Genomic DNA, 13586 nt, shown 5'->3' on the forward strand with positions numbered 1-13586 from the left:
AATTTAAGTTTTAATCGTTTGTATCCTGCAAGGTTTTAAAAACCTTGTAGGTTTAACTTTTATATTTAATTCACAAAGTTTGTCATTTCGACGGAGGAGAAATCTTCGCAAGTAGCTCCGCATAGAAATGTCGCCAATCTTTGTAGAGTTTCTTGTGGAGATCCCTCGTCCCTCGGGATGACAAGATTGTGTTTATACTTTGAGCAAACCTGACGGGTTTTAAAAACTCGTCAGGTTTAACTTTACGTTTAGTCGCGTGAGGGATTGAGGCGATATCTCCCGATTTAGAAAAACAAGGCTTTTTAGCCGTAGTTTTTGTTAATCGGGAATATAGCCGAAAGCCCGACCCGGAGGGGCACGCCCACACGAGCGATAGCAAACTGACGCAGTAAATTATTTTAATAAAACAACCAGTCAATCGCTGCTTTTTCTCCTGCATCGATATATCCAACATCGCGTGGCGTTATGGTTTGATCTGCGTCGATAAAACCTAAAATCAATACTTTTCCTTTTCCTAAATCTAATTTATTCTCGCCCGGCTGGAAAGTGTATGTATGAATGTTTACACGTGGTAAATCTTTCAAATTCATCGCACTTGCCAGAATCACTTCGGCCTGACCGTGCGCATTTCCTGCTGCATCGGTTTCTAAACTTGGCGGTAATAAAAATCTCTTTTGATCTGAATTGAAATAACCAACCACTAATTTAACCGCTTTTGTGTTTCTAAACTTCAAATGTGTTCCTTTTTCGTTTTGATCGTTTTCTACGAAAGTAAAACCTTTTAAATTTTGAAGCTCAGGAGCAATTTTAGTTAACTCAGAAATATCAGTTCCGTAAACCTTTGTTCCTTTTTTAACTAAGTAAGTTCCCAGTTTTTCGTCGATGAAAGTTACTTCGGCTGGTTTCCAAGGTTTTCCTTCTTTGGTTTCAATTTTACCGTCTTTTGAGGCTTTTAACTTCTCTAGATTTCTTTTGAAATTAGCCAACTCGCGCTCATAATGTGGCAATAATTCAGCCCAAGTTTTGTTGTTTCCGTCGTCTCCTCCAATTGGAATTCGGCGTTGAGCGGTCTGCATGCTGTTGGCATAATAGTATGTATCTTTTGTCAAGTTTACCAATAATTCGTAATGCTCGATGCTTTTCTCTAAATGAGGCATCGCTTTGTCTAAATCGGTAATATCGTTGGAATAACTGTATCTTAAAACCAATAAAGCTGCTTTTACTTTTTCTGAGAAGAAATCGGCGAAAGCCTTATACGCATGCATATCATTTTTAAGACGTGCAAATTCTTCTTTGTCTTTGGTTACGCTGGCTTCGGCTTTATCAATGGCTTCAACAGCCAATCTTCCGTGTTCTGTTATTTCAGCAATTATCTGTGTTGGAAGTTCGCCAGAATGCGGTTCTTTGTTCCATTCTTTTTTAGCATATTCTAAAAGCAATTCGCCCGCTGGCCCACAAGATTCGTGGAATCCTGGATACACTCTCCACTTTGACGGATTTACCAACTGACTTTCAAACATTCCCAACAATAAAGTCTGACGGTTTCCTTCCGTAATTCCGAAACGTCTTAATGTTTTTGGAGCAATTTCTCCTGTTTCTTCGTAAGCTTTTAAAATATTATTTGCTGCTTCTTGAGAAGTTCCAAATTTCGCTGCTAAATCTTTATCCCAATATTTAACCTCCTCATTACGATCTCTTTTACTGTCCCAAGCATATCTTGCCCAAGCTTTGTACCAAATCCAATCACGATCCATTTCTAATAAACGTTCTCCTGTTTTGGTTTTATCTGCCGAATACGGCCAATCCCAATACGATGCCTGCGGATATAAATGCAGTGCATTTGCTCCGTGAACGCTGTGCATCGCTTTTACAGTTTTCTGAATAAAATCTGGTGAACCGTATCTAAAAGGTTCTAAGTTTGCTAGAATATGTACGTTTTCAATATGAATTGATTTTAAAGCACTTAACTGCTTATGTGTTTCTCCCCAAGGTCCGCCCGGTGTATAAGTCGTTAAAGATTCTCCTGTGTATTTACTTTCTGTATAAAGGTTTTTATATAACGGAAGTGATTTTTCCATTACCAAAGGTCCGTCTGTATCGTGAGAACGCAAAATAATTGGTGGTTCTTCTGTTTTTCCTAATGCTTGTAAACCATCACGCACACCAGGAATAATAGTTTTGGTAAACCATTCTACGTCATCATCAACGGTATTGATGGCTTCTCCCAAGCACACCATTAAACCAACATTTGGATATTTTTCGATAAAAGCAGCAATTGATTTTCTTGTATAATCAGACAATAATGGTGTAATTGGACGAGAACGATCTTGTGTTTTAATGTTGTAATGCTCTGCAAAAGGCTTAGAAACAATAATATTATAAAACATCTGAATTACCCAGATTCCTCTTTTGTTGGCTTCAACGGTTAAGAATTTATAGATTTCTTCGTTCTTTTTGAAATCTTCGTCACTTACTTCAACCGCAAATGGATATTCTTTTAATTTCACTAAAGAAGCAAAAGGGTGTCCGTTCCATAAATACAGCGAGTTCATGCGGTTTTCTACCAGCATATCCAAATACTTAATCCATAAAGCTTTATCGTAAAACCACGGAAAAGTTTCTGGTGTATATGGATATTCGTAAACATCACGACCCGGAAGATAAACTGGTTTCTGCATTCCGATACAAGCGCCTCTTAAAACCATTTCCGGACTGTCTTCAACATTAATTTCTGAAGGAAGCTGACCTGAAGCTTTAATTTTATCTGCTAATTCTAATGCACCGTATAATGTTCCACTTGCGTCTGCTCCTTCAATGTAAATGATATTTTTTTGAGTGCGAATTTGAAAGCCTTCTTTTTTACCTAATTTACTGTCGTCAATTTTAGCGCTTTTAGCATTTTGTTTCCAGAAATCAGTTCCTTTTTCTCCAATTACAATTATTTTATCTTTTGATTTTTTGAATTTATCAGAAGAAGTTACACTGAATCCTTTTGCTGAAAGGGTTTCTGATAATTTGGCTGCTCCGAATTTTGCTCTCGGCGAAGTTGCATCACTAACAATAGTGACATTTTGTGCTGTCGCAAAAGAGACGCAAAAACATAAAAAAAGTAATTGTAAATATTTCATGGTAATATGATTTATTCTGCAAAATGAATTAATCTGCTTGATCTGCTAAATCTGCAAGAGTATTTTTTTCCCGCAGATTTAGCAGATATTTTTTGATTTTAGTTTTGGAAAATCTTCTTTAAATAGGCCACATTTGCACCGTAATTCGCTTTTACATTATTCACTTGTGTTACGTCTCGAGAACGCTCTACAATCAACCATCCACTCCATTTCATTTCGTCCAAAGTTTGTTTGATTTTTGGCATATCGATTGCTTTGTCATTTTCTAACCAAAATTGATCCGTATTTGAAGCGTGAATCTGCGCCAAATGTTTCTTTCCTAAGATTTTCAATTCTGATGAAATATCTCTTTTATTATCTAAAGCATTCGCAAAATTGAAAGAGCTTTTAATGTATTTTGAACCCACTTCGTCTAAAAGTTTTTTCTCTTCTGTAGCACTCAAAGAAGTTTCAATTGCGATAACGCCGCCAATTTTACCTACTTCTTTTCCTGCCCATTGCAGTCTTTTAATTACTTCTGGACGTAATTCTGGATTTTTAACCAAATCGGTTTGTGTTCCTAATGGAAGATAGGCAACTTTTACATTCATATCTTTCATGGCTTTGATACAATCAGCGATCATAGGTGTGATTTCTCTTGTGGCAAAAGACTGCGCGTAAAAACCCGACATCGCAATAGAACTGATTCCAACTCCAGTTTCTTTTGATTTATCTAAAAACTTTTGTCTTTCAATTGGATCGCCTAATTTACTGTCAAAAGTTGGTCGGTTTCCTAAACCTCCCATATCCAGTTCGATTCCGTCCGCTTTTATTTCTGCAGCCAAACCAAAAGCACCTAATTTTTGTCTTTTTAAGATCATCCAGTCGCAAACTGCAACTTTGTATTTTTGCTTTTTGTTCGAAGACTGAGCCGTTGCACAACTGTTGAATGTTGTCGACATAACAACAAGCATTGCAATAAATAAATGTTTTTTAGATTTCATGCTTTATATTTTTTTGCCACAGATTATAAAGATTAAATGGATTAAAAAAAATCTGCTCGATCTGCTATCCCGATAGCTATCGGGAGCGTGAAAAAAATTTAACTCTCGCAGATTGAGCAGATTTTGGAGATTAAATTGAAAAAATCATTTTTAATCCTTTTAATCTGTGGCTTTATATCTTTTGCCACGAATTGCACGAATTTTCACGAATTAGTATTTAAAAAAAATTGTGGAAATTAGTGAAATTCGTGGCGAACTTTTCTTTATTCTTCTTCAGCTTTTACTGCTGTTACCACTTTTCCTTCATCGCCCGGCCAGATTCCGTTTTTGATTGGAAGTGCAACCAGTTTACTTGGATCCACTTTTACGTATTTCAGTTTTTCTCTTCTCCAAGTGTACACGATATGCACCATTCCATCTGAACTTTGAATCATTGAAGGATAAGAATATTGGCTGATTTTTGAATCTTCTAAAACCAAAGCCGCATTCCAGTGAATTCCGTCTTTAGAAACCGAAACATTCAAAGGTGTTCTTGGTCCTTTTGCTTCTTTTCCTGGAGGAAGAACGTGATTGTAAACTAACAAATGTCTTCCATCTTTTAAAGTTACAGCATCGGTTCCTGAGTTGTTATTCGGAAGTCCGATTAACTCTACATCTGACCAAGTTTTTCCGTTGTCTTTCGAAAATGTGCTGAAAATAGCTCTATTTCTAGTTCTTCCAATGGCTTGAATACTTCCATCTTTATGAAATAAAATACTTGGCTGAATCGCATTGATTTTTTGTTTTCCTCTAGCAAGTGTATCACCCATGATCCAGGTTTTTCCGAAATCCGGAGTAGATTCCATACGAAGTCTCCATCCGTCGCCTTCGATACTTGACGGACATAATAAAGTTCCGTTGCTTAATAAAACCGGTTTATTTTTGATTGGCCCTAAGAAACCGTCTGGCATTTTTTGCGCCTCTGACCAAGTTTTTCCGCCATCAGATGAAGTTCTGATTACGCCCCACCATTCAGATGGTTTTGGCCCTATTTTGTAGAATAATATTAAATCACCACCCGGAATTTGATATAAAACCGGATTCCATGTTGGTAATCTCGGTCCTTCTTTCATCACGCCATCGGCTACTTTTACGCCTTCGCCCCATTTATCGCTTCCTTTAGGTTTGATTGCTACATAAATGCAGACATCAGGATTTCTTTCTGCAGTTCCTCCAAACCAGGATGAAACTAAATCGCCATTTGTTGCTTCGACAATTGTAACGGCGTGGCAAGACGGATAAGGCGCTTTATCGTAAACAAATTGATCTACTAAAATTCCTTCTTTCCAAGTCTTTTTCTCTAAAGCCGATTTACAACTTCCTAAAAGGAAAAGTCCAAACAATACAAATGCTAATTTTGTTATCTTCATTCTTAATTAAATTATGAATTATTTTTTCTGACTATAAATACATACCTAACATTTTTTTAGGTAAAAATATTTAATAAGTGTAAAAATAACACGAAAAAATTAACAATGTATCCTGTACTGTCCCGAATTAGCAAAAATGCAGATTATTTAACGTTTATCGCAAAATTTCCTGACGAAAGTGTCACAACTATTTGATTTTTCTCTATTGAATGAGCATAGAGGTCTTATCCAGCTTTTGTTGTTGATTGAATAACCAAAATACATAATCAAGGTAATTTCTTACAATAAGTTATAGGTTTTGAATAGATTATTTTAAATTTGCATTAAAAACGAACATTATACATTTTATAATTAGCCAAATAATAAATGGAAAAATTTGAGTTAGAAAAAAATATCTGGACAGAGAGTGATTTTGAGCAAATGGGATGGCATGATTGCTACATACATGCATTTGCCATTGATTCTGATGCTTATGATGACTTCATAAAAAGCGATTTACTATTAGATATAGACTATATTTTTAAATGGGTTCTAACGGAAGACAAGTCTCATTATTGCTTTTGGGTCGCACCATGCACCCTGATTTTTACAGAGGTCACCGATTTAAAAATTCAGTATGCCTCTGGAACTAGCTTTTTACCCGAACTTGAAATAAGTCATATCTCGCGCGAAGAAAAAATCTATGAAAATGGGTATAAAAGCTGGCACTGGCAAATAGAACTTGTTGGAGATAATTTTATAAGCTTTGACAGCACTGGATATAAACAAATTATAAAACGTACACCTTCTTATATGAATAGACAAGTATTAACCCGAACAGAAAGAGGAGGAATAAATTTTGACTGTACACCTGTAACGAATTGATTTTAACATCAATTCGTTACATTATCTTCATTTCATATTCAAAACGTAAGTACCAGAAGGTAAAGTTAGAACTGTACTATTATCTTCTATTTTATAAGTTCCTGAAAATTGAGCTAACTTTTGTTTGTTTACAGTAACTGATGAAGCATTATGAGTTGGTAAATAAACAACCGCAGAAGTATTTGCAGGAATAGTAATATTCCAAACCAAAGCCTTTTTATCTTTTTTCCAATCGCTTTTAATTGTTCCGTAAATCGATTCGTATGATGCATTTACATAAGTCAATCCGGCATTAAAATCTGGTTTCATGATAATTTGTTTGAAACCTGGAGTTTCAGGATTGCTTTTGATTCCTGCCATATTTTCGTAATACCAAATCAGTAAATCGCCTAAAAGCATGACATGGTTTTGCGAATTCATTGCAGGATCAGCAGTATTTCCGTTCCAAAGTTCCCAAATGGTTGTGGCACCGTTTTCAACCATATAACCCCAACTTGGGTATGTTTTATTCGATGCTAATTTGAAAGCCAAATCGCCACGACCAAAATTGGTTAATGTTCTCATCAAAAACTGAGTTCCAATAACTCCTGTGCTGACATGACCGTTTTTAGTCACTTCAACTTCATGAACTAAATTCTCAAAAACTTTTTGCTGTAATTCTTCTGGAACCATTCCGAATGTCAAAGGCAGTAAATTAGCTGTTACGGTATTATTGGCGTAATTGTTTTTTGCTGTATTAAAATATTTGGCATTGAATGCTTTTTTGATTCGCAAAGCCAATTCATCATAATGTTTAATATCATTTTGAGCATTGGCGATTACAGCAAACTTTTTCATAATATTTAGAAGCTGATAATAAAAAGCACTCGAAATCAATTCGCCGTATGTTAAACGAGAAGGATCTTTTGAACGAATTAATTCCAACGATTCTGGCGGAACGCACCAATCGCCATATTTATCTTTGGTCATGATATCATCAACCAGATAGTTTTCTTCCATATAATCCATCCATTTTTTCATAGACGGATATTGTTTTTCTACCACTTTTTTGTCTCCAAATTGCTGATACAGCATATCTGCAACTGTAATATACGTTCCCGGCCAAGTTACATTGTCACCGTAATAACGCCAGAATGCAGGCGCAACATCCGGAAGTCCGCCGTCAATCGTTTGTGAATTTTTAATATCATCTAACCATTTTGCATACAAAGTCTGATTATCAAATAAAAAACTTTCTCCGTAAGCTCCCGTAGTTCTGTCTCCCAGCCACGGCTGACGTTCGTTTCGCTGCGGACAATCGATTGGCATTCCTTTATAATTCCCGCTGATTCCCCACCAGGCATTCTTAAAAATCTGATTCATTATTGGATTAGAAGAATCGAAAGTTCCTGTTGTCGCAATGTCATCGTAAATGACTTTTCCAACGAAATTTTCTAAAGTCGGTTTGGTTTTGAAACCCGAAATTTCAACAAATCGGAATCCATGAAAAATAAAACGTGGTTCCCAAATTTCTTCGCCTTCGCCTTTTAAAGTATAAATATCAGTTGTTTTTGCATCACGCAAATTGGCAATATACAACGAACCATCTGGTTGCAAAGATTCGGCAAATTTCATGGTGATTTTGTCGCCCGCATTTCCTTTCACTTTCAATTGCAGCCAGCCCACCATATTTTGTCCCATATCTAAGATATAAGTTCCTTTTGGTATCTGTTTGATCGAAATAGGTTTTACTTCGCGTTTAATTTTCATATTCGCCGACATCTGTCCTTCGTAGAACCCGCCCGGTTCCTGAACATATTCTGCCGAAAGCCATTTTTTATCATCAAAATTAATGGCGTTCCAGCCTTTCATTTCTTTACGGGCATCGTACTCTTCTCCATCATATTCATTGTTTGATAAAATTGGTCCGTCGGTCGTGATTTTCCAAGTATCATCGGTTCTAATCACATCTTTGCTTCCATCAGTATATTCTACAAACAACTGTAAAGCCATTTTCGGATACCCAAAAGTTTTGATTTTATAGGGTTTATAATCCTGACGCATCGTAAAAAAACGTCCGTTTCCTAAAATCGTTCCTAATGCATTTTTTCCTTCTTGCAACTGCGAAGTCACATCAAAAACATTGTATTTTACATTCTTCGTATAATCCGTAGGAACGGGAGCTAAAACCTGATCTCCAATTTTATTTCCGTTGATATATAACTCATATAAGCCCATTCCCATGATATAGACTTTGGCGCTTTTTACTTTCTTTTTTAAGTCAATTTCTTTTCTTAAATATCTGGCAGACAATCTTGAATACTGCGAAATACTATCTCCAGGAGAAGCTTTTTCATATCCAATCCAGCGTGTTGATTTCCATTCAGAATAAGTTAAAATTCCAATGCTAAAATGCGACAATTCTGTTGATTTTACTTCACCTTTATTCGTAAAAACATTTACTTTCCAATAAACGTCTTGTCTATCATTTAGCTTTTTTCCGTTATAAATCACATTTATAGATGCATCGTTTTGCACTTTCCCGCTGTCCCATAAATCTGCATTTCCAGCATTTAGTTTTTCTAAAGAGGAAGATGCTAAAATTTGATAATGAGTTTGTTTTACATCATTTACGTTCGCTTTTATTTTCCAGCTCAATCTTGGCTGTAAAATATCAATTCCTTCTGGATTTGCCAGCATTTCGCATTTTAAATCACTCACAATGATTTTGTTTTGGGCTTTCGCCGAAAATGTGCAAAGTGAAATGATTAAGGTAAGATGTAAAAAAAACTTTTTCATGATATTATTTTAAGCGTAATGTAATATGCTGGTGATTTTTGGCCACTGATTTTACTGATTTAAACTAGTGCACATAGATTTTTTTTGTCTCAACTAGATTAAAACATTAGCGCAAACCTGTTTAATCCGTCAAACCCGTGGGCTAAAAATTTTACTCAGAAATCACACGCTCCAATTTCTCAGAAGTCGCAATTTCCTTCCCGTTTTTAAAGATCCTGAAACCTTTTCCTTTTTTATATTTTTCTCCTGTTTTATCCCAAAGAATCGTGATAATATTGCCATGATACAAAACATTATCCAAACAAAACCAATCCCATTTTTCTTGAGGAATCAACGGATTTACTTCTATTTTTTCATCAACTCTCGGACGTAAACCAACCAAACCGGTAATTACCAAATCGTTGAAAGTCGAATGATTATAATAACGGCTGCGTTCTCTGTCGCCCATTAACCAATAACCCGTTGTTTCGTCTAAATATTCTCCTAAATAGGGTTTTCCGCGGTAATATTGCGATTGCACATACAAATCCATTTGCTTGAAATAATCTGTTTTCGCAACAAAATTCTGGTTGTAATTATTTAAAACATTGGCTAAAGCTGTTAACGTCTGCGAACTTGCAAATGGCCAAATCGCACCGTCCCACTCGCAGGTTCCGGTTCCGTGTGTTCTAAAACGCGGACTTCTTCTTTCTGCCGTTGTTAAACCAAACGGAGCCGAAAATCCTTTTTCGTCCTTAATTTGCTCCCAGGCTTTCTCAAAACCTTTTCCCTTTTCAGGAAGATTAAAATACCACGGAATAAATCCGATGGCTTCTCGAACCTGAGCCAATGTATCTTTTTCCGTTAGAGTTTCAAAAAACTCGCTTTTCTGATTCCATAATTTGGTTTCCACTAATTGCTGTAAAACAGCAGCTCTAGCTTTGAACACTATTTCTCCTGCTTTATCGCCTTTCATAGCCGCTATTTTAGACAACGCTACTGCATTTCCAAACATATAACTGTTAATTGTTGGGCGGGCATTTCTAAGTTTTCTAGCTCCGCTAAGCGATTCTTCCATTCCGTCTTTTACATCAAATTGCCAAAACAAACCATCTTTTCGTTGTCTGTCTTCTTCCCAAGCTATATATTCTGCAAATAAATCAGGATACATATCCAATAAAAACTTTTCGTCTTTATTTACTAAATATCTATTATACAAAGCATCTGCAGTCCAACTGCTAAAAGTTCGCAATTTTTTCATTGGTTTACCATCATTCCCTCTATACCACAAATGAACGTCCTGCTCAATATATTTAGGATCATGAACCCATCTAAATTCGTTAATATGATGTCCCAAAGCACAACTGATCATATTGTATTTATCGGCATACGAACGATCAACCAAAAACTCTGTAATTGCAAATCCCTGTGGTGTTTTTTTAATGTGTTTTCTCGCACTCCACCAGCGGAAATAATAGATTTCCTCAAAATTCTGCTGCGGACATTCAAACAACGGAATATTCTTTTCCATCCAAGCCCAAGCACTATCATTCGGAATCGCAAACTTCAAGTTTTCATCTTCCATCGTGTTGAAATAATCCACATAATGTTTGAAGTTTTTTTCTTTTAAAATAACCGACTTTCCTTTTTGAGAATGTTCCGCAGTCGATTTGCAACTGCTGTTTATACAAGCGATTACTATTGAAAGTGCTATTATTTTATGTTTGAAATTTGTCAACATTAGTTTTGTTTTTTATTCAATCTTGTCATTTCGACGAAGGAGAAATCTTCGTTAGAAATTCGACAAAGATTGGCAACTCACTTTGCGGAGTTACTTGCGGAGATTTCTCCTTCGTCGAAATGACAAATATTGCGTAGTATTATATTTTCTTATATTACTTATATGGTTTTAAATTATTTATTGCTTCCAGTAAAAGTATACATCTGCCCTGCTTTCATATTCACATCGTAAATATTGTACGTTGGCAATTGTACTTTAGGCAATTTTGCTTCATTAGAAATAATCGGTTTCTTCACTTCCACATCATAAAACAGCGGATTTGAATTTTTCCCTTTTGCTTTTTTGATTGAAGAACCTTTTAAAGTATTCTCTACTTTCAATCGGCAGTTTCCTCCTATTTTCGAATAGATTTTCAACTCCAAAATTTTATTGTTTTTCCAGGTCATATCAATTACAAATCCACCTCTTGCAACCAATCCTTTAATGCTTCCATCTTTCCAAACGGTTGGCAAAGCAGGCAATAAATGAATGGCATCTTCCTGACTCTGCATTAACATTTCGGCAAAACCGGCTGTGCATCCAAAATTTCCATCAATTTGAAATGGCTGATGCGCATCTAACATATTCGGATACGTTCCGCCACCTTTTCTTTGGTCTGCTGTTACCAAATGCAATTGATCCTGAATCAATTTATAAGCGTGATTTCCGTCTAATAATCTCGCCCACAAATTCACTTTCCACCCCATTGACCAGCCTGTAGATTCATCTGTTCTGTAAATCAAAGATTGTTTGGCGGCTTCAAACAATTCGGGCGTTTTAATTGCCGAAATTTGATTACTCGGATACAATCCATACAAATGCGAAACGTGTCTGTGATTGTCTTTCGGGTTATCCCAATCGTCTTGCCATTCCTGCAACTGATTGTATTTACCCACTTTCATCGGAGGCATTTTTGCCAAAGCATCACTCACTTTTTTCTCATATGCAGCATCTGGAGCAGCCAAAGCTGAAGCTTCCATAACATGCGTAAACAAATCAAAAACCAGCTGATTGTCCATTGTTGTTCCTGATGCAATTGTTGCTTTTCCAGTTCCGCCTGCGTGTGTATTTTCAGGTGAACTTGAAGGAACAACGACTAAATATTTTGTGTTGGGGTCAATAACCATGAAATCCAAAAAGAAATCGGCCGCACCTTTCATAATGGGATAAATTTCTGCTAGGTATTTTTTATCTCCCGTGTATAAATATCTTTCCCATAAATCCTGACAAACCCAGGCACCACCCGTCGGCCACATTCCTGAAGCAGCAGCATCTACCGGAGCAGTTACACGCCAGATATCCGTATTATGATGTAAAACCCAGCCATTTGCATTGTACATTGTTTTTGCCGTTTCTGCGCCTGTTACTGCTAACTCTTTTGCCATTTGTACAAAAGGTTCGTGCATTTCCTGCAGATTGGTTACTTGTGCAGGCCAATAATTCATTTCGGCATTGATGTTTGTGGTGTATTTACTGTCCCAAGGCGGAGTCACCATATCATTCCAGATTCCCTGTAAATTGGCTGGTTGTCCGCCTGGCTGTGAACTTGAAATTAAAAGATAACGTCCAAACTGGAAATACAAACTCGCCAATTGAGGGTCAAACTGTTTAGAGAAATCTCGGATTCTTTCGTTTGTTGGCTTCTTCACCAAATCATTTGAACCTAAATTTAAAGAAACTCTGTTGAAGAATTTTTGGTAATAATCAACATGTGCTTTTTTTATTGTTTCAAAATCTTTTGTTTCCGCTTTCGCTAGATAGTCTTTGCTTTTCGCAATTTCATCTCCCGAAATATCCTTATAATCTTTAAAATTGGTTGCAATCGAAATATACAAAGTCACTTCATCAGCTTTGTTAATGCTTAAAACTCCGTTGCTGGCATCAATTTCTCCGCCTTTATTTTTAGCCGATAATCTTCCCTGAAACTTTACTTTTCCTTTTACACCTTCAAAATTACTTCCTAAACCCGAAAGTATAATTTGGTTACCTTCTGTGGAAGCGATTGTTTTATCAATCGGACTGTTCATGAAAACGTTACACGTAATCTGTCCGGGCTGACTTGCAGAAAGTTTCACCACAATAACCTGATCTGAAAATGCGGTTAGAATTTCTCTCGTAAATTCAACACCATTTACTTTGTATTTTACTTTCGCCGTCGCATTGCTGATATCTAAATCACGGTAATAATCGGTATATTTTTGATGTCCTACGAATGAAATATAAACGCTTCCGAAAGTCTGATACGGCATTCCGTCATTCGTTTGCGACATGATATCTTGTGTCGCTAAATCCTGCGCTTCATCAAATTTTCCATCAAAAATCAACTGCCGAACAATCGGAAGTGCTTTTATCGATTTGGAATGTGAATTGCTGTTTGGAGAACCCGCCCAAATCGTTTCTTCATTCAACTGTAAACGTTCTACTGCCGGATCGCCAAAAACCATTGCGCCCAAACGTCCGTTACCTAAAGGCAGAGCTTCGTTCCAGATTGCAGCTGGTTTATCGTACCAAAGTTTTAGGTCATTTTGAGCTGTTGCTGTAAAGGAAAAAATCCCAAAACAGATTGCCGTTATTTTAATTTTTAACTTCATAGTATATTTTTTTCTTGCAACGAATTACACTAATTTGCACTAATTTCTTTTTAATTTTTATTCAATTTCTCTAA

Annotated in this window: 7 protein-coding genes; 1 reads left to right on the plus strand and 6 read right to left on the minus strand. The window is 36.4% G+C overall.

All coding sequences use genetic code 11. The features are described 5' to 3' along the window. Window positions 1-398 precede the first annotated feature (398 nt). The 3 genes from FLAPXU55_RS03475 to FLAPXU55_RS03485 all read right to left on the minus strand — a co-directional run bounded on the left by FLAPXU55_RS03475 (window position 399) and on the right by FLAPXU55_RS03485 (window position 5520). Window positions 399-3128, minus strand: a complete 2730-nt coding sequence (locus tag FLAPXU55_RS03475; protein WP_180856589.1) for an alpha-d-galacturonidase — start codon at window positions 3126-3128, stop codon at window positions 399-401. 98 nt (window positions 3129-3226) lie between these two features. Then, entirely contained in the window at window positions 3227-4111 is an 885-nt protein-coding gene (locus tag FLAPXU55_RS03480; protein WP_180856590.1) for a sugar phosphate isomerase/epimerase family protein, read from the minus strand. 263 nt (window positions 4112-4374) lie between these two features. Then, entirely contained in the window at window positions 4375-5520 is a 1146-nt protein-coding gene (locus FLAPXU55_RS03485) for a sialidase family protein (RefSeq protein WP_180856591.1), read from the minus strand. 366 nt (window positions 5521-5886) lie between these two features. Here FLAPXU55_RS03485 and FLAPXU55_RS03490 point away from each other — a divergent pair, with 366 nt between their 5' ends. Next, complete coding sequence (locus tag FLAPXU55_RS03490; RefSeq protein WP_180856592.1) at window positions 5887-6384, plus strand: hypothetical protein; 498 nt, start codon at window positions 5887-5889, stop codon at window positions 6382-6384. 27 nt (window positions 6385-6411) lie between these two features. Here the strand turns inward: FLAPXU55_RS03490 and FLAPXU55_RS03495 are convergent, their stop codons facing one another. The 3 genes from FLAPXU55_RS03495 to FLAPXU55_RS03505 form a co-directional block, all read right to left on the minus strand. Next, window positions 6412-9162 (minus strand): glycoside hydrolase family 78 protein, encoded by a 2751-nt coding sequence (locus FLAPXU55_RS03495; protein ID WP_180856593.1) that lies wholly within the window; start codon window positions 9160-9162, stop codon window positions 6412-6414. A 151-nt stretch (window positions 9163-9313) separates the two neighbouring features. After that, window positions 9314-10882, minus strand: coding sequence for an MGH1-like glycoside hydrolase domain-containing protein (locus tag FLAPXU55_RS03500; RefSeq protein WP_180856594.1), 1569 nt, complete (start codon window positions 10880-10882; stop codon window positions 9314-9316). A 173-nt stretch (window positions 10883-11055) separates the two neighbouring features. Beyond that, a complete protein-coding gene (locus FLAPXU55_RS03505; protein ID WP_180856595.1) occupies window positions 11056-13512 on the minus strand; it encodes a glycoside hydrolase family 95 protein in 2457 nt (818 codons plus the stop codon). Between the last annotated feature and the right edge of the window lie 74 nt (window positions 13513-13586).

This window comes from Flavobacterium panici (assembly GCF_903819335.1).
In the GTDB taxonomy this organism is placed as follows: domain Bacteria; phylum Bacteroidota; class Bacteroidia; order Flavobacteriales; family Flavobacteriaceae; genus Flavobacterium; species Flavobacterium panici.